This window comes from Comamonas badia DSM 17552 (genome assembly GCF_000484635.1).
GTDB classification, from domain to species: domain Bacteria; phylum Pseudomonadota; class Gammaproteobacteria; order Burkholderiales; family Burkholderiaceae_C; genus Comamonas_C; species Comamonas_C badia.
Genome location: NZ_AXVM01000006.1, coordinates 308,626 through 329,393 on the forward strand (window position 1 = coordinate 308,626; position 20,768 = coordinate 329,393).

Genomic DNA, 20,768 nt, shown 5'->3' on the forward strand with positions numbered 1-20,768 from the left:
GCCGTGCAGCGCATCAGCCGCCAGGCGTGGTGCGGCCATAGCTATCCTCAAAGCGCACGATGTCGTCCTCGCCCAGGTAGCTGCCGGACTGCACCTCGATGATCTCCAGCGCCAGCTTGCCCGGGTTGGCCAGCCGGTGCGTGCGCCCGACGGGGATGAAGGTGGATTCGTTCTCGTTGAGCAGAAAGGTCTCGTCGCCGCGCGTGACCTGCGCCACGCCGCGCACCACCACCCAATGCTCCGCCCGGTGGTGGTGCATCTGCAGGCTCAGGCTCGCGCCCGGGCGCACCACGATGCGCTTGACCTGAAAACGCTCCCCGGCATCGATGCTGTCGTACCAGCCCCAGGGGCGATGCACCTTGCGGTGGCTGCCCGCCACGCTGCGGCCCTGCGCCTTCAGCTGCTCCACCACCTTTTTCACGTCCTGCGTGCGGCGCTTGTCGGCCACCAGCACGGCATCGGGCGTTTCCACCACCACCAAATCCTGCACGCCCACCGTCGCCACCAGGCGCGCTTGCGAAAACAGCAGACTGCCCTGCGACTCCACCGCCAGCGTTTGCCCCGCCGTGGCATTGCCCGCGCCGTCGTGGGGCAGCAGCTCCCACAGCGCGTCCCACGATCCCAAGTCCGACCAGCGCGCATCCAGCGGCACCACGCAGGCCGGCATGCCCAGGTCTGTGCGCCCGGGCAGATGCTCCATCACCGCGTAGTCGATCGAATCGGCCGGGCAGGCGGCAAAGGCCGCCTCCTCGGGGCGGATGAAATCCAAATCCCGGCTCGCGCCCTGCATCGCCGCCCGGCAGGCCGCCAGCATCGCCGGCTGCAGCACCTCCAGCGCCTTGAGCCACTGGTCTGCGCGCACCATGAACATGCCGCTGTTCCACAGATGCTCGCCCCCGGCAAGATAGGCCTGCGCGCGCTCCAGGCTGGGCTTTTCGGCAAAGCCGTCAATGGCGTACGCCCCGCCGCCGGCCAGCGCGCCGCCCTTGCGGATATAGCCATAGCCCGTCTCGGGCCGGTCCGGCACCACGCCAAACGTCACCATCGCGCCATCGCAGGCCAGCGGCCACGCCGCCGCCAGCGCGGCGTGCAGATGCCGCACATCGCCCACCACATGGTCCGCCGGCATCGCCAGCAGCACGCTGTCGGCGGGCGCCGCCAGCGCCGCCAGCGCCAGCGCCGGCGCGGTGTTGCGGCCCACTGGCTCCAGCACCAGCTGCGCCGCGGCAAAACCGGCATCGTGCAGCTGCTGCGCGGCCAGAAAGCGGTGCGCGTTGTTGCACACCACCAGCGGCTGCCCGCGGGCAATCTCCGCGGACAAACCATCGAGCCGCCGCGCCGTCTCCTGCAGCATCGAGCCGCCATCATCGCCCTGCAGCGCCAGAAACTGCTTGGGATAGGCCTCGCGCGAAAGCGGCCACAGGCGCGTGCCCGCGCCTCCGCAGAGGATCACAGGCGTCAGGACAAGGGAAGAAGTCATGGATGGAGCAACGGCGCGAAGAAGGCAGGCACACAAGCCCAGCCCGGCAAGCCGTGGTTTGTATCACGCTTGCCGCGCCGGATCGATAGTCCGAATGACCTTGCACGCGCCGGTTGGATGCGATGCAGCTGGCGGGCGTCGCTATTCTTCGAACAGTTCGCAGGTTGGTGGCAGCGCAGCCCGTTCAACTCTGGCGGGTTTTTTCGAGGTCATCGAACAAGGCATCGGCGGATTCGAAGCGGGCTGCACGCGCCTTCGCCATCGCACGCGCCTCAATCATTGCTGCGCGTGTCTCGGCGTTGGGCATGGAAAGCCCCATTGAAGCCAGTGCTTCAGAGGCCTGAGTTTTGGTTTCCTCGTCCACACGGACATGCAGCACGGTGGAGTGCGCCATAACTGACTCCTTTGAATGACCATATTTTGTGTCTTCAATGCGATACAACCAAGGCTCTTGGCCATCTCTCTCGGTCACCGCCCGCGCTGCCCCAGCGCCCGCACCGCCAGCCTCAGCAGCGCCCAGCCATCGCCCCAGTAGCGCTTGAAAAGCTGCGGCTCCTGGCGGATGCGCCAGAGCCACTCCAGCCCCCAGCGCTGCCAGGCGGGCGGCGCGCGCTGCACCGTGCCGGCGACGAAGTTCACCACCGCACCCAGGTGGCTGACCACCGGCACCTGCAGGCGGGCGCGGTTCTGCAGGATCCACGCCTGCCCCTTCTGCGCGCCCAGCGCCACCACCAGAAAATCCGCACCGCTGGCGTTGATGGCGGCGATCACCTCGGGCGCCGCCATCTGTTCCACCGGGCCAAAACCCGGCGTATGCCAGCCCACACACCGCATCTGCCCGCGCCCCGCCGCATGCTCGGCGTTCAGCCGCTCACACGCCTGCTGCGCCACGCCCGGCGGGCCGCCAAAAAAATACACCCTGATGGCGCGCCCCAGCACCGCTTGCCCCGCGCCTGCGCGCAACTGATCAAACAGCGTGGAACCCGCCACCCGCTCCGGCAGCGGCGTGCCCTGCAGGCGCGCCAGCCACACCACCGGCATGCCATCGGCCACGCTCAGGTCGCTTTCCACCACCGATTGCCGGAAGGCCGCATCGCGCTGCGCCGTCACCAGAAAGTTCAGGTTGGGGGTGGAGAGAAACAGCCGCTGCCCATCGCGCATCGCCCGCGCCAGGCGCTCGGCGGCGCCTGCGGTGTCGATCACGTCAAAGGGCAGGCCGGCGATGGTGATGCGCTGCATCATTTGCGCTCCGTCCTCACCCACTCTTTCTGCCGCCGTCGCAGAAAGCCCAGATACACCGGCAGCTTGCCCAGCACATAACCGGGCACGGCCAGCAAGTCACGGGCAGAAACCACCGCACGCCCCCAACCCCACCAGGCCATGCCAATCGCCATGCCAAACAGCGCCATGCAGGCCAGCACCGCCCACAGCGGGCCTGGCCCAGCGCCGAGCAACGCAGCCACCGCGCACACGACCAACACCCCCAGTTGCAACAGCACCAGCAGCGCCAGCGGCGGCACGCCCAAATCCAGCACCAGCGCCAGCAGCCGCGCATCGCGCCGGCGCAGCGCCTGGCCGAGCAGGCGCGGCAGGTGCGCCAGCATCATGCCCAGGTGGCCATGCTCCCAACGGCGGCGCTGGCCCTGCGTGGCCTGCTCGCTTGTGGGAAAGCTGCTGCGTACCAGCACCTGCGGGCAAAATTGCGCGGGGGTGCCCGCCAGCGCCAGGTCTATGCCCAGCTTCATGTCCTCCACCAGTTCGGCATTGGCCAGCTGCATCTGCTGCGCCATCGTCCAAGGGAAGGCCATGCCCGTGCCCATCAGCTGGCAGGGCGCACCCAGCGCGCGCCAGCCCAGCGGACGCACCCAGTTTTTCAGGCGCCAGGCAAACGCCGCCACGCGGGTTTTGAGCGGGGCGCCTTCGGGTGCATCCATCAGATACAGCGCCTGCACGGGCGCCCCACTGCGCAGTGCTTGCTGAGCCAACTCATGCAGACTACCCCCCGCCACCACGCAATCTGCGTCCACGATGATGAGCACCTCCGGCGCCTGCGCCTGCGCCTGCCCTGCCAGGTGTCGCACGCCAAAATCCAGCGCATAGCCCTTGCCGCGCCGCGTAGCGTCTTGCCGCTCCACCACCGTGGCACCGGCTTCGCGCGCCAGGCGCGCGGTGGCATCCTGGCAGTTGTCTGCTACCACCAGCAGCGTATCGCCCGCACCCAGCTGCGCGCGCAGCTGGCGCACCGTCTCGGCAATCACCGTTTCTTCATCATGCGCCGGCACCAGCACAGCACAGCGCGGCGCAGCCTGTGCCGCTGGCTGCGCTACTTCCGCGGGCAGCCCCGCGCGCCGGTGCGGCCAGGCCAGCAGCACCTGCAGCCAGACCACTGCCACGGGCACTGCAACGGCGGCCACCATCAGCCACAAGAGCAGGGCTATCAAGTTTGCCTCCGCACATGATCCTCAAACAATGCGAGCAGCTTGCCCGCCTCGGTATCCACGTCGTGGCGCTGCAGCACGCGGGTGCGCGCGGCCTCGCCCATCGCATCCAGTTGATCTAAAGGCGACTGCAGGCATTCGGCCATCGCATCGGCCAGCGCCTGCACGTCGCCTGCAGGAAACAGCCAGCCCGTGCGCCCGGGCTGCACCAGCTCAGGAATGCCCGCCACGTAGGTACTGAGCACCGGACGGCGCAACGCCATGGCCTCCATGATCACCACCGGCAGCCCCTCGGCGAAGCTGGGCAGCACCAGCGCCCGCGCCGCCAGCAGCTCGGCACGCACCTGCTCGGAGGCAATCCAGCCGGTGATGCGGCACTGCGCCTGCAGCCCGTGGCGCGCCAGTTCCGTCTCCACCTGCGGGCGCATCTCGCCATCGCCGGCCAGCACCAGCTCACACGCCACACCGTGCTCTTTCAGCAGAGCCAGGGCTTGCACCAGCAGCAACTGCCCCTTCTGTTCGCACAGCCGGCCGACACACACCAGCCGGGGCGCCTGCGGCACCGGCTGCGCCGGCACGGCGTGAAAGCCCTGATCCAGCCCACAGTGCACCACCTGCACCTTGTGCCACGCAGCCACCGGCAGCCAGCGGTAGAGCTGGCTGCGCCCATACGAGCTGATGGCCACGACAAAGCGCGCCGCCTGCATCTTGGCCGCCAGGTGCAGCGCCTGGGGCTTGTCGAATTCCTCCGGCCCATGCACGGTAAAGCTGTAGCCCGGCCCGCCCAGCGCGTGCGCGAGCATCACCACCTCGGTGGAATTGCTGCCGAAATGGGCATGGACGTGTTCGGCGCCGCACTCGCGCAGCCACAACAGCAACTGGCACGCCTCCGCCAGATACACCAGATGCAGCGGCCAGGGCCGATCCGCCCCGCGCGAGAGGCGCAGCGCCAGCGCCAACGCCTGCAACCAACGCAGCGGCTGCGCGGCAAACACCCGCAGCACCGGCGCGATCAACCCCGCCAGCCCGCGCTGCAGCACGAAGCGCGTGCGTGCGCGTTCTTGGTCATCGAGCGGATCGGCCACTGCATCGGCCCAGCCGCGCAGGGCAAAGCGGTGCACCTGCACGCCCCGCGCCTCCAGCGCGAGGATTTCTCGGCGGATGAAGCTGTGGCTGACTTTGGGGTATTGGTTGATGCAATAAGCAACGCACATCGAGTGGTCAGGCATTTTCAGTCCTGACATGGCGCAGTTCGACCAAGGGGGCAACCCTTGCCAGGTACTCACAGCAACTTCGCGCCATTGCGGCAAATCGGCCCAATGGAAGCTCCAAAAAATGGCACACGCCACGCTCCAGTGCCGTGAGCAATTCCAGCGCAGCTACCAGCCGCAGCAAGCCCGCATTTATTTTCAGCAAGAAACCCTCTCCTCGATAAACCGGTCAAGGTACTGCGCCCATATCCGGCGGTCATGCAACTCCAATTCCTGCGCAATGGCAGCGCGCGCCGCCTCCTGCAGGTCATCCTTGTCCTCCAGCAACCTGCGCGCCAAATCGGTATACGCAGTCACATCGCCGGGTTCGCATTCCAGGACAGCTCGCCGCCCTTCTACATATTCCCGCGTGGCATCGGCGTAAGTGGTGGCCACTGGCAGCCCCAGCAATTTGGCGCTGACCAAGGTAATGTGACCACAACAGGTATTGCGTTGCAGCAACGGCACCAGCACACCGCGGCTGCCACACGCAATGCCCCACACCTGTGCCAACGAAATATTTGACAGCACCGTCACATTCTCTGGCACGACCAGCCCCACCACACTATGCCTTCGCGCGATGATGACCACGGGAACGTTTGATCCAAGCCTGCGTGCCACCTCCAGCAGCAACTGAAAATCCCGACCTTCCCCGCCGATGGCGCAAAGGTAGGGGCCCTGCACGCCGATCTCTACCGCCTTCTGAACCGGCGGCGCCTGCTGGGTCCATACCACTCGTCGAAACCGCGTCGGGTCAATATCAAAATATTCTGCGTACAAGCGCTCTTCATAAGCAGAAAATACGGCCATCTGGTCCACGTTTTCAAAGGCCCGTTTCAGGTATTTGAAACGCAGGCCAACGGGCAAGCTGGTGAAATTGAACGCGAAACCGAGGTGCGCCGCAGGGCTGCGGCGCAAACGCAGCAAATGAGCAACAGCCGCCGTCATCGGAGGAAGATGCGAAATCACAAAGCGCTCAGACCCAGCCTGCAGAGCTGCCTGCGCAGCCACCCGATAGCGCGAGAATTGCACGCCCTTGCTGCGCCAATCGAGCAGGTTGGATGTCAGCGGCACCCACTGCAATGCATGCCGCGTCTGCAACCGGGTGAACTCGCCGTCTGCTGGCCCAAGATCAGGAACGTTGATGGCAGTCAACATGGGTGCTACGCCGATTTCGTTCATTTGTATTCAATGATGCCCTGCCGGCGCTGCAGCAGCCGGCCCCAATAGAACCGGATCGCCCCCCAGGCTTCGGCCCACTTGCCCGCCACCAGAAAGAAGGCGCGCTGCGGGTCGCGCATCTTCAGCGCCAGCCGCAACATTTGCAATGGGTAGATCAACCCTACCAGCAGCCCCCAGGCGCCAAAGGCCAGCACCGCCGCCAGCGCCAGCAACGGCACACCCGCGCCCCACGCCAAGGCCCGCGCCGTCTCGCGCACCCAATGGCGCTCGGGTGCAGCGCCATGCAGCCAGGCACCCTGCGCGTAGGCAAAGCCACCGCGCATGGTGCGGCGCCACCACTGGCGCCAATGCAGCATGGCGGCATCGTGCAGCGCCATATCGGCATCCAGCCGGTAAATCTTCCAACCCGCGGCACGCAGGCGCACGCACAGCTCGGGCTCCTCACCCGCAATCAGGTCATCACGAAAGCCGCCCACCGCCTGCAGCGGCGTGGCGCGCACCATGGCAATGCCGCCGCAGGCCTTGGCGTCACCCACTGGCGTGTCCCATTCGATATCGCACAGGCGGTTGTAGATGGAGCGCTCCGGATGGCGCTCACGCAGCCGGCCTGCCACCACGGCGTGCTGTGGATGGCTGTCGAGGAACGCCTGTGCGGCCGCCAGCCAGCCCGCGTTCATTTCACAGTCACCATCGATGAACTGCACATAGCGCACCTGCGGCGCCTGCAACAGCAGCGCGCGCCAGCCGGCATTGCGCGCACGCGCTGCGGTGAAGGGCCGGCGCATGTCCAGCGCCACCACCTGCGCGCCCAGGCCGCGCGCCAGTTCTACCGATCCATCCGTGGAGCCGGAATCGACGTACACCACCTGGCGTCCATCGCCCAGCACCGATTGCAGGCAACGGCGCAGACGCTCGCCCTCGTTGCGGCCAATGACTACCAGGCCGATGGCGCTTGCAGTGTTGTCAGACATGGGACACAGCAACCCGCGCGGGGAATGGACTGGCCATGGTGCAGCGGGTTGGGATGGTTTGTAATCTGTTTTTCATAGCTATCAGCGCCTGATGGCAAAGCGTTATAGGCCAATTTTTATAATGAAATTTACGCTCGTCTTTTCGTACGTCAATGCCCATGAACCGCCTTCCAGGTTGCGTACTCGGACTGTCGCAAACCGTAGCGCGCCAGCACTCCCTCGTGCAGTCGACGAAGCTCTTCGATCGTCAGCGCCTGCACCCCTGCTTGTTCGCCCTCGGGTACACACTCTGCCACGGCCTGCTGAAGGCAAGCCAGCGGATCACGCTCCGGATGTGCGATCACTTCGCGGATGGCTTGCCTGATGAAATCACGCCATGCCAATCGAATGGGATCAGGCTCTGGCAAGTCTTGTTTGATCGACAGATATTCCTGCGTGGAACGCTCGTACGCCCAGACGTAGAGGTCACGCAGCAGCTCCACCCGTGTCATTTCATACACGCCGAGGGCGGCTCGGTTGTACGCCTGCTCCGGCACGTCCAGAAACGTCAGCGGGCAAAGGTTCGCACGGAACAGCGGGATGTTGGCGGCCAATCGCGAGGTGCGCTTGTTCATGTCGGCAAAGGGCTGCAGGTAGGGCAAGTGCACCATCACGAAGAAGGACTGCTCGAACGGATCACCGATCTGGCGAGCTTTACCCAGAAGCACTTCGAGTGCATGTTCGATGGGCTGTGGTGTCGAGAGCGGGCGGTAAACGCTTTGGCCGATATCGACGGCGTGCTGGCGAACGCGCCCCTCATCAGCAGGGTTGGCCAACAGGTTTTCCGCCAAGGCGCTGTGCAGATTCATCAGCGTGTAGCGGTTGAACTGTGCTGCTTCGATGTTTTCGAGCAGCAGTTCAATCGCCGTCTTGTGGTTCAGGATCATCTGCGTTTCGAGAGTCGCCTTGCCCCGTGCGGCCTTGCCATGCTCGATAAGCTCGCGCGTGTCGAGCCGAGAGTAGGTGTTGCCCTCCAGATGGCTGGACGCCCATGACAAGTCAATCAGCAATCGATTGAGAATGGCGCGGCCGTAGGTGCCCGCAGGTGCGTGGGCGTCCGTGGTTTTGCCCATTCTGTGCAACTGGCGGCGCAGCGATTCGGGCAGATACCAGGTTTCATTGGGCCGATAAGCCTCCAGAAAATCATGTTGATACCCGACGGGCTTGCGCGCGGCCAAGGGCTGATCGATATAGGCCACGATGTCCAGACTGTCGGCAGACAGCGGGATGAAAGACGGGAAATGATCTGTTTTTGCGGCCAGTACACGGTGGCTCGGTGGGGCAACGGCATCCAAATAGCGACGCGCCCGCCCTTCACCCAGTGCGATGATCTGGCCGCCATCGATCAGCCTGGCAATCAGTCGTTGCGCGGTTCGCCTGGCGATGCCCGAGTGTTTGGCGAGCAGTTCCGCCAGCGTCAATCCGTCCGCGGATGTCTGGATGCTGTTCAGCAAGTCTTTGGTGGAGGACATGGCAGCGTGGCGCAGTTCGGAGTTGGTTTGGCGCAGTTTTGGCGCAGTTTATCAAACGGCGCCATGCCACCATCTGGATTTCAGGGGCCGCTTTAAACGTTGACGAAGCCGCAAGCTCTTTCGGCACGATGCCAATACACCCCGCTTGGACAGCATCGGCCAGAGACCTGGTTTGGCCTCCAGGCTGCCCTCACAAAAGCTGCTCCTGTGGGAGCGGTTTTAACCGCGAAGGATGCACCGACAGCCCCCTCACAGCACCAGCAAATGCTGTGCTTTTGCGCCAGGAACGGCCGCCAGATTGACCCGCGCATCAAAACTGGCAAACCGGCAGCCATGCCGCACCGCCAGCCCGAGCAAATACGCATCGGTCACCTGCCGGTGCCCCAGCAGATGCGGCCAATGCAAGCTGTCCGTATCCAGCAAGCTGTAGTCATCCGCAATGAATACGTGCGCCGCAGTCGCCGCCGCCAGCGCCAGGCGCTGCGCCACTGCCGCCAGCGGCAATGCCTGCGGATAAGCGGGCTGCGCCATGATGCGCAGGCAGCCGTTCTGCGTCAGCGGGCACGATGCCCAGCCATGATGCAACTCTTGCTCCAGCCATTGACTGGCGCGCTGGTGGTGCACATGCGCAGCATCCAGCAGCGCAATGAGCACGTTCACATCCAGCAATGCACGCACGGCTTACACCCCTTCGCTGTCGCGCAGTTTGTCGATCAGCTCGTTGCTGACCAGCACACCGCGCGAGGCAAAAGGCACAAAGCCCGTCGCTGAGGCGCCGCTCTGCCGCACAGCAGCATCCGCATGCGCCGTCTGGCCCGTCAATGCCTGGCGCAACAGCCGCGAGACAACCTTGCCCATGCTCACGCTTTCCTGCCGCGCCAGCTCTTTGACGGCCATGAAGGCATCTGGCTCCAGATCGATCGTGGTTCTCATGTCGAGGGCTCCTTGAGATCAGCATCCCGATGCGTTGATCTTATTACACCATGATGATTTACCATCATGGTGCGTTTTCCGCTACTCCCTCGAAGCGAACTCGCCACCTGATGGATCTCTACCCCACCAGCACCTTCGCCGGCACCCCCACTGCCACAGCTCCCGCCGGCACGTCCTGCAACACCACGGCATTGGCGCCGATCACCGCATGCGCGCCAATCGTGACGCCACCGAGTATCTTGGCGCCCGCGCCCACATCCACATGCCCGCCCAGCACCGGCGCACCGCCATCGCCCTGGGTGCCCAGCGTGACCTGCTGGAATAGCAGGCAGTTCACCCCGATGCGCGCACCGGGGTGGATCACCACGCCGTTCGGGTGCGGCAGTAGCAGCCCACCGCCGATCTGGCAATTGAGCGGAACATCCGCCCCGCTGACCGCGCTCCAGAACCGGTGGCGCAGCACCGCCCATTTCTTGCGCAACTGCGCCCACGTGCCCGGCGCTGCCGCATGGCGCTGGTAGTCGCGCAGGCTGGCCAGCAGGCGCTTGCCGGGGTTCCATTCGCCGGGATTGAGGGCTTCACGGTGCCAGTCGGGCACCTCGCCGCTGGTTGAAATCATAAATAATACCCTGATGCATTTTTTCATCAATCCAATATCCGCCATTTTCAATGAATACTGGTGCAGCCGGAAATATATAAAGAGTTGTCATAAATATTTCAACAAATTGCCAAGGCGCAAGGCTTCGCACGACCAATCAGACTGGAAACTACCAGCGGATAAATTCATTGGATATTTTTGGAAAACGCAGCCACTGCATAAATCCTCTGGCCTACGCCTTGACGATGCGTCTTAAATGATCAGCCAGCCTCAGCGTGAGTTGAATCAGCGGCATGGTGGGGTTGCCACCGCCACCCGTGGCAAATACGCTGCTGCCGGCGATGAAGAGATTGCTCACACCAAACACCTTGCAGTTTTCATCCACCACGCCGTCCGCCTTGTCAGCAGCCATGCGCGTACCGCCCATGTGATGGGCATGCGGGCTGACCGGCATGAACACGTCATCGCGCAAAATGTAATCACGCAGCTTGACAAAACCCAGACCCGAATCGGCAAATGCCTTGGCCGCTTCCATGGCAACTACCTTCACGGTTTTGATATCACGCTCGGACAGCTGCCAATTAAGCTTGGCCCGCCGCAAGCCAAAATAATCTGTCTCGTCGGACAGCTCGATCCTGTTACCGCTGCGCTCGGGAAACTGCTCCAGCAAGGTGCCAATAACACCTTCGCCTGGACAATTGATGCGCGTGATCAACTCTATCTTGTCATCCAGCCCCAAATCACAGACCAGTCCCTTCAAAAACGTCTTGACTTTAGCCGTACGCCCGTAGGATTTTAGTTGTCGAACAACGCCGAAACTTACATTCCCGCGTCCGACATCTTTTTCTTTTACCAAGCGAGGTGTGGTAAATACACTCCAATCTTGTTCAATCTCTTGATCCTTGACAACAAATTCACCCAGTTCCACATTCAGGTGTTCCATAAAACCAACGCCAGTCATACTATTAATATGATCCACAGCCATCAATGACACGCTATTTAGCAACATTCTCGAATTTTCTATTCCACCCATTGCCAAGACATAGTTTTTGGCTTTCACGGCACGCTGCTGCTTATCGTATCCTGCGGCACTCAGTTGAACAACACCACCGCTAATTCGATCATATCGAACGTCGATTAAATTACAATTCAAATACAAATTGACATTATTATGCTCTTCCAGTTGTTTTTTATATTTTTCCGCAAACCTCGTAGGCGGGCTTAGAGCAAAATGATCTGCCTCAAAATATCCTCCATCAAAAGACTCATTCTCAGTCGCAAACCCATTTTCAGGAATATCCAATATTTGCATCGCCTCTGGTTGATAGCGATTCAACTCATCAAACGAAATTGGCCAACCCGGCAAATCACCCGCGATTGCGCGCTCAAAATCCTCCTTGACAAAGGGCCGACAACGCCCACTCCAATGATTGGATGTGCCACCAAAATAGCGCAATCGCGTCGATTCCGCATATAAATCCCGGCCTAGCGATTCTATTTTGTACACATCCTGCGATTGCTGGCCATACTCCATGCCTCCCGCTTCGATCAATCCCACATGCAAGCCTATTTCTGCCATTTTGAGTGCCAACGTGATTCCAGCGGGGCCCGCACCGACAACGCAGACATCAAACTCTGGCAGGTTCGCAGATTGAGAAAAATCGAAAATCATCGCTTCCTCATTTGAAATATGCAGATGGCAGTATCCACCCATCCACAATCAAGAAATCGCTTCCAAGCCGCTCATGCACCGGCTTACGGTTGCACAGCAATGCTGCCGTGCCCAGCGCGGCCGAGGCAGAGCCCAGCAGCCAGCCGATAAAAAAGCGGCGACTCGTCCGTCGTTGTTGAGCAGCGTGCTGCATTGCAAATCCTTTCACTAAAACCATTCGATATACCGCAATCAAATGCATTGGCGCCGACGCGCGCATGCGCGCCAATCGTCACGCCGCCCAGCGCCTTGGCGCCTGCGCCCACATCCGCATTGTCACCCACCAGCATCGGCGCGCAGTCATCGCCCGGGTGCTCAGTGTGACTTTTTGAAACAGCAGACAGTTCACCCCAATGCCTACATCAGGTTGGATCACTACGCCATTGGGGTGCGGCAGCAGCACCCCGGCCGCCAATCTGGTAATTGAGCGGAATATCCGCCCCACTGACCGCGCTCCAGAACCGGTGGCGCAGCACCGCCCATTTTTTGCGTAACTGCGCCCACGCCCCCAGCGCTGTCGCATGGCGCTGGTAGTCGCGCAGGCTGGCCAGCATGCGCTTGCCGGGGTTCCATTCGCCGGGATTGAGGGCTTCGCGGGTCCAGTCCGACGTAATGTCACTGATTAGTGGAGCAGTCATTTAAAAATGACGTTGAAAATTAATCTTCTATATCTTTCAATGCCAACGCCAATGATTTCAAATCAACCTGAAAGTCATCAAATGCGAATTTTTTAAAATTATGAGAGGAATCTATTTTTTTTACAACACGCCAATCCAAAACACCACGAATGCCACGCCACAAGGAGCCGGGATACATGACTGCATGTGATTTCCGAAATGGATTAACGACAAATCCAGATGGAAACAGCTCTACCAATGAAAATTTAGAGGCCAAAGAAAATGGCATCCATCCAAGACCAGCCCCATGTATGGCCACAACACTTTTTGCTGTTAGCCATTTATCCATTTGTTCTGAAATGGATAAATCCTCCAAATATAATTTTTCATACCCATGTAATTTTAAAAAATTGCCAACATCAAGCTCATTGATTAATTTTCTAGTACCTTTTCTAGGGATAAAATATTTTCCATCCGCAGGAATTTGGGGGAATATTCCATTTGCGAAATTTTTCGCTTTTCGCATGTAATGAAAAAAATTATCATCATTGATTGGCGATTGGAATATCGGGGCGTTTATATTTTGATCCGTGATTAAGCAATTAAAACCTAATTTTGAAAATAATTCATACCCCAACGCACCATCTTTTTTTGAAAAAATAATACCCACATTTTCTTCAGAAATAGAAAAATCCATGCAAAGAATGGCGAGAGATGTTAAATGATACTGCGTGAGATGCGCTATGTTGCCATTAAAAAAATTTCTGGCATCATAGAACACTTTTTCGTCACTAAATTTTTGAATTTTTAATTTAAAAAAATTGAATTTATTTTTTTTAAATGCTGTTGTTTTTCGGCTCAATTGAAATTCATCACAAGCAGGTGGAATATAAATTTGATTTTGATACAATAATTCACAGCCTAATTCGTAGCAATTATTTATCCTGGTGCTTGCACCGTATACCCACGCTGGAGGCGCACTCAAACCACGATGAGAAACGGTCAATCGAGTGAGATTCGTCATTTTATTTTAAAATCCATCGGGCCACGCCATTTAAAAAAATTAATGGAGAATGACAAAGAACACCAAACAAAAAAATTATCGATTCAACAAAATACTCTTTTTTGTTTTTTCCACATTCGTTATAATAAGAAATTAATCTATTTATTTGACCGTGAAAATAAATTCCAGATATTCTTAGACTATTGCTCTTTCTTGATATTTTATTTATCTCCCTGCTAACAAAAAGAAAATCCAAAAAAGTTTTGATACTTAATTTACTGGAAATATTTTCACCATATAGATCTGATGGCAGATAATAATAATATTTTGCATTTTTATCGTAAACTATTTTTTTTATTTTTGAACAAATCAATGCTGTAAAATGATTGTCTTCATGTATAACACCAATTAAAAATCTGGAATTCCCAATCAAATTTTTCGAATAAATTTTCCCAACAACAGGCACAAAACCAATAAAATTATCAACATCATGCGATCCATCATTAATATCTTTCCAACTCATTGAAAATGGATTGGTTGAATTATTTTTTGATTGACTTACAGAATATATCGATCCGGTTGCTAATTCCACGCCGTTGATTTCAATCAAGTTCATTAACGTTTCATTGAAATTTTTTGATATTGTATCATCAGCATCTATGAAACTAATAAAATTACAAGTCGATTTTTCTATGCCAAAATTTCTTGCGGAACTCACACCGCCATTTTTTTTAGGAAAACTTTTATTATTGTAGGATATTTTTTTTGCCAAAATCGAGCTACTAACTCAGTGCTATCGGTGGCGCCATCTATGATAACTAATATTTCATCTGGTAAACGTGTTTGTTCAATTAAAGAGGTGACGCAACGATCCAGCGTGTTTTCTGCGTTATAGGCTGGAATAATGTATGAGACATTATTTTCTGAAATTTTCATTTAATCCTCCATGAATTACTTCGTTGGATACATGCCATATTTTGTAATTTTGAGAATTTTAGAAATTAATTTTCCATTTTTGGAATGAATGTTTATAAAATCAAAACGACGATATTTAATGAAATTTTTCATGCTTAATACAAAATCACCCAGATGGGCCAGCACCACATGCGCCAGCACGCCCGCCAGGCCGTAATGCTTGCGGTAATACAGTAATTCGCTCTCCACCTGCAGCGCAGATATCTGCCGTCCGCTTTGCGTGATGGTGCTGGCCGATTTGGCGCTCTCGCCCCCCAGGTGCACCACGCTGGTGGCGCCGGTATAAAACACGCTCCAGCCGGCGGCTTTCACTCGGCGGCATAAATCCACCTCTTCAGAATACAGAAAGTAGCGCGGGTCAAACAGCCCCACCTCGTCGACCACGCTCTTGCGCATCAAAAAGAAGCAACCAGGCACCCAGTCACATTCGCGTTCGCCCTGGTGGTCCCAATCCAACTCATCCACCAGCCGCACCCAAGGCATCAGCCGTGCCAGGCCGGTGCGGTTCAAAAAAACATTGAACGGTGTGGGGAAATATCGGCAACTGGGCTGCAAGCTGCCATCCTCGCCCGTTAGCCGCACGCCCACCACGCCGCAGCGCGGGTGGCGCTGCATCACGTCCAGCGCGGCGCGCAGCGAATCCGGCTGCACAAAGGCATCGGTGTTGAGCAGCAGCACATAGTCGCCCAAGAGGTGCGGCACCATCTGGTTGTTGGCCCGGCCAAAGCCGACGTTCTCGGCATTCACCTGCACGAAGGCGCCGGGGTGATCGCGCTGCAGCACGGCGACGGAATCGTCCCTGGAGGCGTTGTCCACCACCCAGTAGCGCAGCGCCAGCCCTTCACCCGCCGCATCACATGCGGCAAACATGCGCGCCAGCAGATGGGCGGTGTTGTAGTTGACGATGATGACGTCGATCATGCGCTGAGTAGACTCATGATTGAATAGCTTCAGGCGATTTTCCAGCAAGCGTTGTAGGCTGTTTTTTGTCAATATTTTCCAACGCAGCCTCGTGCGCCAGCCCGCCTTCCAGGCGGTAGATGCGGTTGCAGCGCGCCAGCGTGGATACGCGGTGCGCAATCATCAGAATGATGATGCCGGGGTTCAGTTGATAGATTGCATCCATCACCTTGGCCTCGGTCTTGCCATCCAGCGCGCTGGTAGCTTCGTCCAGTACCAGCACATCCGCCTTTTTGTAGAGTGCGCGGGCAATGCCGATGCGCTGGCGCTGCCCGCCAGAAAGCTGCACGCCGCGCTCGCCCACGCGGGTGTGCACGCCTTCGGGCAGGCTGGTGATGAAGTCGCCCAGCTGCGCGGCCTGCAGCGCCTGCTGCAGGTGGGCTGGGTCAATGTCTGCCGGGCGCAGGCCCAGGGCGACGTTTTCGGCAATCGATTTGTCGCACAGAAAAATGGCCTGCGGCACATGGGCGATGCGCCGGTGCCAGGTGGGCATGTTGTGCGCGTCCAGCGATTCGCCGTTCACCACGACTGCCCCGGCAGTGGGTGTAAGCAAGCCCATGCAGATATCAAGCAGCGTGCTTTTGCCCCCGCCTGTGACGCCGATGAAGCCCACGCGCTCGCCGGCGTGAATGGCAAGGTTCACGCCACGCAGCACTTCTTTTTGCTCTGGGTCGTAGGCAAAGCGGATGTTGCGCAGTTCGATGCTGTGCAGGGGAGCGGCTGGCAATGCATCTGCGGGCGGTGCAGAAGGCGCGGGGGAAATGGGCAAGCTGAGTAATTCCAGCGTCTCTTGCGCCGTGGCAATGCCCCCGCGGTAGCTGGCGTAGCCGTTGTAAATAGTTTGCACATGTGGCAGCAGGCGTTGACCGCCCAGTGCCAGGGCGCCCAGTACAGGTAGAGCTTCTGCCAAGCCACCAGCGCCGCGTACCAGCCAGTTGGCCAAAGCGATCACGAGAATAATGGCAATGCTTTCGATGACGTACTTTGGGGCGCCTGCAAACGTCGCGTTAGTGGCTTGGGCGGTGCGCACTGCTCGGTCAGTCTGTTCGAATTGGCTGACATACACCTGTTGGTTATGCTCAAGAATGATGTCGCGGATAGCGCCAATACCCTCTTGCAACGACTGAATGCGACGAGCATCACCTTGTGCAATTGTTTCGCTGTTGATCTGTAGCTTGCTCTTTGCCCATACGCTTGTCGCTACGTACAAACCGCCGATCACTGCGCCTGCAACCAGCGCAATTTTCGCATCGACCAGCAGTAGCGCACCCAAAATCGATGCCGCAATAACGGCAGAGACAATCATGTTCAGCAACGACACAAGAGAGCCCGCCGTCAGCATGCCAATTTTGTTGACAGCGGAGAGTGTCTCGCTGCTGTTGCGCTGCAAGTGATACACATAGGACTGGCGTAATACTCGGCTGAAGACCAATGCGCCAAGGTCTGCACCGATGGCAAAGATGACTCGATTGCCGCTCCAAGTGAGCAGCAACCGCAGGACACCAGCGCCTAGCGCCAAACCAGCAAATGCGATCGAGGCAGCAGTGAGCCGCGAGCTGCCCAGTGCAGCTGCAAAAACGTCGAGTGCATTTGCAGCCCAAGGCGCCTTGTCTAAAAATTCGGAGCTGGCCAATAAGCCCAAAAAGGGCACGATGGCGCCCAACGTGGATACTTCTGCAAACGCACCAGCCACCATCAGCAAGAGCACCAGCGCCAACTGCCACCGCCGTTTGGTGCTGAGGTGGCGCAACAACGAGTAAACCAGTGTGTACATGAGACGTAAGCGTAACGGGTAACGCGGTGGTGGTGATCCAATTCACCTAGACTCGACACCCTGTGAAAAATCTGCAAGCCTAGCACCACCTGTACATGCCTGAACATCTTCGCGCCCTGATCGTTGTGCTTGTGCTCGCGGGCGCAGCGTGGATCGTCACCCAGCCCAGCGTGGCACGCGCCACGTCTGCAGCTACCGCGCAGCAGTGGCGCAATTGGTGGTTTGGTTTCACTGTGGTGGCATTTGCGGTCGGCAGTTTCTGGCTCTACGCGGCTATCGTCGCCATCGTGCTGCTGGCGCAGCGACTCAAGCCAATTGATGCCTTGGCCGCCTACTGCCTGCTCTTGTTTGCCGTGCCGGCGGCAACTGTAGACATTCCCGGCTTTGGGCTGATCAACTACTTTTTCACGCTCAGCCAGCCGCGCCTGCTGGCGCTGCTGCTGCTGGCGCCGGCGACCCTAGCGCTGGCGCGCCAGCCCGGCAGGGTGCGCCTGGGCAGCACGCTACCGGACAAATTGCTGCTGGGCTATGTCCTGCTGGCTGCTGTGCTGCAGCTGCGCGCGAGCAACTTCACCAGTACCTTGCGCGGCTGTTTTTACCTGGTGACAGACGTACTTTTGATCTACTACGTGGCCAGCCGTGCGCCGCAGCAGCCCAGCGATCTGCGCCGCGTGCTGCAGGCCTATGTGATGGCGGCAGCGCTGCTGGGCATTCTTTCTGTTTTTGAAACCCTACGGCACTGGAATTTGTATTCGGCCATGGTCAGCACCCTGGGGCTGGGTTGGGGCACTACGGGTTATCTTTCGCGTGAAGGGTTGCTGCGTGCCAACGGTAGCGTGGGGCAGGCGATTGTGCTGGGCTATGTGTCAGCCGTAGGGTTAGGGTTGTGGTTGGCTCTGCAGGAGGGGCAGCGCCGCACGCTGCGCAATCTGGCGCCTGCGTTGCTGATGGGCGGGGGCTTGCTGGCCGCTCTTTCGCGCGGGCCGTGGGTGGGTGCTGTAGCGGTATTGCTGGCCTTTCTATGGACGGGGCGCAATAGAGTGCAAAACATTGCCAAGCTGGGAGTTGCAGGCATTGCCGGGCTGGGCTTGTTGTCGCTGTTTGGTGCGGGCCAGAAAATTCTGTCTTTTCTGCCATTCATAGGCACGGTGGATTCCGGTAACGTGAGCTACCGCCAGCGGCTGCTGGATAACGCCTTGATCGTGATTGATCGCAATTTTTGGCTGGGTTCGGTGGACTACCGGCAAACGCCGGAAATGCAAAGCATGATCCAGGGACAAGGAATCATTGATATTGTCAACACCTACCTCGGGGTTGCATTGAATTACGGGATTATTGGGTTGGCGCTGTTTGCCGGGTTCTTTATCGTGATTCTCTGGCAACTCTGGCGCACGCAGACGCGGCTAGCCATGGATAGTGAATTGCGCACAATGGGGCGCAGCTTGCTCGCAACTTTTTTCGCGATCGCCCTGATGATTTCCAGTGTCAGCACCATTGTGGTGGTGGCGCAGGTTTTTTGGCTAGTGGCGGGATTTGCTGTGGCCTGGCTGGGTTTGATGGCCAGCAAACGCCCCATTGGTAAGATACCCGCGCAACCGGTTTCCGCTGGGTGATACAAAATCAATCTACAAGCCGCGAGGACTGAGCCATCCGAACCATTGCTGCGGTGCTGCAGGCTCGTAAACTCTTGGGGTTCTTTTAGCCCTCTTTGCCATTCCTGGCTGCAGCACCATGCAAACCCTGACCCTTCCCATCGAAGACAACCTCACACTCTCCGCCGAAGAGGCGCGAGGCATGAGCGCCCTGCTGGCGCAAGACTTCAATCAGGCGGTGGCTTTTCTGAGACAACCCAGGGTGGTCTGCCGGGCGTGCATGAAGAGCTGCGGCTGCAGCGGCGGCTGAACCTGATCGTCTACCTGAACGCGCAGTGGGAAGAAGATTGGATGGGGCAGCTCGAATTGTGGAGTCGCGATATGTCCACCTGTGTGCAGCGCGTGTCGCCCATCCTGAACCGCTGCGTGGTCTTTCGCACCGATGCGGATACCTGGCACGGCCACCCCGATCCGCTGAACACGCCCGAGGGCGTGGCGCGCCACTCGATGGCGCTGTATTACTACACGGCATCGGCCGCCATCCATGAAGAAGTGCCGGCCAACAGCACGGTGTATGTGCCGCGCAAGGACGATGCGCCCGAGGTGCAGCGCGAGGCACGCACGATGCACAACTGGGAGCGCGCCCGCGATTGGCTGCTGCCAGCGGTGTACCGCCGGCTGTCGCGCTGGCGGTATCGGTGATGGCAGCTGCAACAGCATGTTCGGCAGTGGGTTACCACGGTTTGCGTCGCAGAGCGCGTACCGGTCATTTGGTTGGAATGAACACTGACTGCTGACACTTGGTCCGTTTTGTAACCAGCCTGAAACGTCGTACGGTACTTTGGCGGCGTGCTGGCGATAGCGGTTGACCTAAACTTCTTTTGCCAATGGCACACCTTGCGTGATGGGCACGCAAAGTGTAGCGTCAGCCCTGTTTCACTCTGCATCGTGTCAAAAATCGCTCGTTTGGGTACTTGTGTTCTGATCCTTGCAGCGGTGCTGCAGGCCTGCGGCGGTAATGGTGACGCACCGCCACCTCCGCCTCTTCCTGAACTGACTACACAGGCGGCGAGCATAGGCATGAATTTGCCGATGCTGAGCTATTGGGACCGCAGCTTTGCGATGGCGGATGTGGTGCGGCAGGCTCAATTCAGGGACATGGGCTGGGGAACAGACGTAGCCCCTGATACAACTGGTGCACCGGGGCATGACTTCCGGCTCATGTTCAATTCGAGGACGATCGGTGCCGGCACCTACAAGCTGATCTTTACGGGAAAGGCGGACCTGTCCTTGGGCGGCGTAGCTGGAGGGCAGGTGCGCAACCAGGCGTACGACGCAACGAGCAACCGCAGCACGGCCGATGTCGTACTGCCCCAGGACGTCACGGGCAACACCTGGCTTACTTTTGAGAACACCCGGCGCACGGCTGCATCCACAGGAGCGGACGGCGTTACCCAGGTCCATCTCTGGCGCCCGGGCTATGCGACGGATGGTTCGGTCCTGTTCACCTCGGAATTCATCACTGCCATGCGCAAGGTGCAAATCCTGCGGGCGATGGACATGACATCGACCAACACCAACCCCACGGCGCACTGGAGCGAGCGCACGCGCCCGGACTTCATCGGCATGACCGAGGCCAAAGGGCAATCGTGGGAGTTGCTGGTGCAACTGGCGAACGCGACCGGGCGCGACCTGTGGATCAACGTGCCGGTGAAGGCGGACGACGACTACATCGCCAAGCTGGCGCAGCTTTTCCGCTACGGGTCTGATGGC

The 20,768-nt window shown here is 58.7% G+C and carries 21 protein-coding genes and 1 pseudogene; 4 read left to right on the forward strand and 18 right to left on the reverse strand.

Going from position 1 to position 20,768, the window contains the following annotated elements; genetic code table 11:
- Nucleotides 1–13: 13 nt before the first annotated feature.
- The 18 genes and pseudogenes from K320_RS0114415 to K320_RS18770 all read right to left on the reverse strand — a co-directional run bounded on the left by K320_RS0114415 (nucleotide 14) and on the right by K320_RS18770 (nucleotide 17,403).
- On the reverse strand, nucleotides 14–1,480 hold the full coding sequence (locus K320_RS0114415) for a mannose-1-phosphate guanylyltransferase/mannose-6-phosphate isomerase (RefSeq protein ID WP_024539535.1): 1,467 nt from the start codon (nucleotides 1,478–1,480) through the stop codon (nucleotides 14–16).
- A 184-nt stretch (nucleotides 1,481–1,664) separates the two neighbouring features.
- Nucleotides 1,665–1,874: a type II toxin-antitoxin system RelB/DinJ family antitoxin gene (locus K320_RS0114420; protein ID WP_024539536.1), complete on the reverse strand. Its 210-nt coding sequence runs from the start codon at nucleotides 1,872–1,874 to the stop codon at nucleotides 1,665–1,667.
- 74 nt (nucleotides 1,875–1,948) lie between these two features.
- Nucleotides 1,949–2,722, reverse strand: a complete 774-nt coding sequence (locus tag K320_RS0114425) for a WecB/TagA/CpsF family glycosyltransferase (RefSeq protein WP_084301275.1) — start codon at nucleotides 2,720–2,722, stop codon at nucleotides 1,949–1,951.
- Nucleotides 2,719–3,921 (reverse strand): glycosyltransferase family 2 protein, encoded by a 1,203-nt coding sequence (locus tag K320_RS0114430; protein ID WP_024539538.1) that lies wholly within the window; start codon nucleotides 3,919–3,921, stop codon nucleotides 2,719–2,721. Before K320_RS0114430 ends, K320_RS0114425 begins: the two co-directional genes overlap by 4 nt.
- A complete protein-coding gene (locus K320_RS0114435) occupies nucleotides 3,918–5,132 on the reverse strand; it encodes a glycosyltransferase (protein WP_024539539.1) in 1,215 nt (404 codons plus the stop codon). Before K320_RS0114435 ends, K320_RS0114430 begins: the two co-directional genes overlap by 4 nt.
- A gap of 195 nt (nucleotides 5,133–5,327) precedes the next feature.
- Nucleotides 5,328–6,350 (reverse strand): glycosyltransferase family protein, encoded by a 1,023-nt coding sequence (locus tag K320_RS0114440; RefSeq protein WP_024539540.1) that lies wholly within the window; start codon nucleotides 6,348–6,350, stop codon nucleotides 5,328–5,330.
- On the reverse strand, nucleotides 6,347–7,321 hold the full coding sequence (locus K320_RS0114445; RefSeq protein ID WP_024539541.1) for a glycosyltransferase: 975 nt from the start codon (nucleotides 7,319–7,321) through the stop codon (nucleotides 6,347–6,349). The genes K320_RS0114440 and K320_RS0114445 overlap by 4 nt, the downstream gene beginning before the upstream one ends.
- 149 nt (nucleotides 7,322–7,470) lie before the next feature.
- Nucleotides 7,471–8,832, reverse strand: a complete 1,362-nt coding sequence (locus K320_RS0114450) for a Fic family protein (RefSeq protein WP_024539542.1) — start codon at nucleotides 8,830–8,832, stop codon at nucleotides 7,471–7,473.
- Nucleotides 8,833–9,081: 249 nt separating this feature from the next.
- The gene (locus K320_RS0114455) at nucleotides 9,082–9,510 is read right to left on the reverse strand and encodes a TA system VapC family ribonuclease toxin (protein WP_024539543.1); all 429 of its coding nucleotides are present in this window, start codon (nucleotides 9,508–9,510) and stop codon (nucleotides 9,082–9,084) included.
- Nucleotides 9,511–9,513: 3 nt separating this feature from the next.
- Nucleotides 9,514–9,765, reverse strand: coding sequence for a ribbon-helix-helix domain-containing protein (locus tag K320_RS0114460; RefSeq protein ID WP_024539544.1), 252 nt, complete (start codon nucleotides 9,763–9,765; stop codon nucleotides 9,514–9,516).
- A 118-nt stretch (nucleotides 9,766–9,883) separates the two neighbouring features.
- Complete coding sequence (locus K320_RS19670) at nucleotides 9,884–10,384, reverse strand: serine O-acetyltransferase (protein WP_024539545.1); 501 nt, start codon at nucleotides 10,382–10,384, stop codon at nucleotides 9,884–9,886.
- 211 nt (nucleotides 10,385–10,595) lie between these two features.
- Nucleotides 10,596–12,035, reverse strand: a complete 1,440-nt coding sequence (locus K320_RS0114470) for an FAD-dependent oxidoreductase (RefSeq protein ID WP_029696193.1) — start codon at nucleotides 12,033–12,035, stop codon at nucleotides 10,596–10,598.
- A gap of 7 nt (nucleotides 12,036–12,042) precedes the next feature.
- Nucleotides 12,043–12,228, reverse strand: a complete 186-nt coding sequence (locus K320_RS19115) for a hypothetical protein (protein ID WP_156914005.1) — start codon at nucleotides 12,226–12,228, stop codon at nucleotides 12,043–12,045.
- Nucleotides 12,229–12,436: 208 nt separating this feature from the next.
- Nucleotides 12,437–12,712 carry a hypothetical protein gene (locus K320_RS19120; RefSeq protein ID WP_156913999.1) on the reverse strand — a complete coding sequence of 92 codons (276 nt, stop codon included), beginning with the start codon at nucleotides 12,710–12,712 and terminating at the stop codon, nucleotides 12,437–12,439.
- Between the two features lie 19 nt (nucleotides 12,713–12,731).
- Entirely contained in the window at nucleotides 12,732–13,715 is a 984-nt protein-coding gene (locus K320_RS18755; RefSeq protein WP_084301268.1) for a glycosyltransferase 61 family protein, read from the reverse strand.
- Between the two features lies 1 nt (nucleotide 13,716).
- Nucleotides 13,717–14,630 (reverse strand): annotated as a pseudogene (locus K320_RS18760) (glycosyltransferase family 2 protein).
- 15 nt (nucleotides 14,631–14,645) lie between these two features.
- Nucleotides 14,646–15,590 carry a glycosyltransferase family 2 protein gene (locus K320_RS19570; protein WP_024539548.1) on the reverse strand — a complete coding sequence of 315 codons (945 nt, stop codon included), beginning with the start codon at nucleotides 15,588–15,590 and terminating at the stop codon, nucleotides 14,646–14,648.
- 13 nt (nucleotides 15,591–15,603) lie between these two features.
- Complete coding sequence (locus K320_RS18770; RefSeq protein ID WP_084301271.1) at nucleotides 15,604–17,403, reverse strand: ABC transporter ATP-binding protein; 1,800 nt, start codon at nucleotides 17,401–17,403, stop codon at nucleotides 15,604–15,606.
- A gap of 95 nt (nucleotides 17,404–17,498) precedes the next feature.
- Between K320_RS18770 and K320_RS0114485 the strand changes: the two genes are divergently transcribed.
- From K320_RS0114485 to K320_RS18215, 4 genes are all read left to right on the forward strand, one after another.
- Complete coding sequence (locus tag K320_RS0114485) at nucleotides 17,499–19,016, forward strand: O-antigen ligase family protein (RefSeq protein WP_029696195.1); 1,518 nt, start codon at nucleotides 17,499–17,501, stop codon at nucleotides 19,014–19,016.
- A gap of 118 nt (nucleotides 19,017–19,134) precedes the next feature.
- Nucleotides 19,135–19,305 carry a hypothetical protein gene (locus K320_RS19355; RefSeq protein ID WP_211236123.1) on the forward strand — a complete coding sequence of 57 codons (171 nt, stop codon included), beginning with the start codon at nucleotides 19,135–19,137 and terminating at the stop codon, nucleotides 19,303–19,305.
- The gene (locus tag K320_RS19360) at nucleotides 19,272–19,697 is read left to right on the forward strand and encodes a 2OG-Fe(II) oxygenase (protein ID WP_051384942.1); all 426 of its coding nucleotides are present in this window, start codon (nucleotides 19,272–19,274) and stop codon (nucleotides 19,695–19,697) included. Before K320_RS19355 ends, K320_RS19360 begins: the two co-directional genes overlap by 34 nt.
- Nucleotides 19,698–19,943: 246 nt before the next feature.
- The coding region (locus K320_RS18215; protein WP_211236124.1) for a hypothetical protein at nucleotides 19,944–20,768 on the forward strand (825 nt) is incomplete at its 3' end.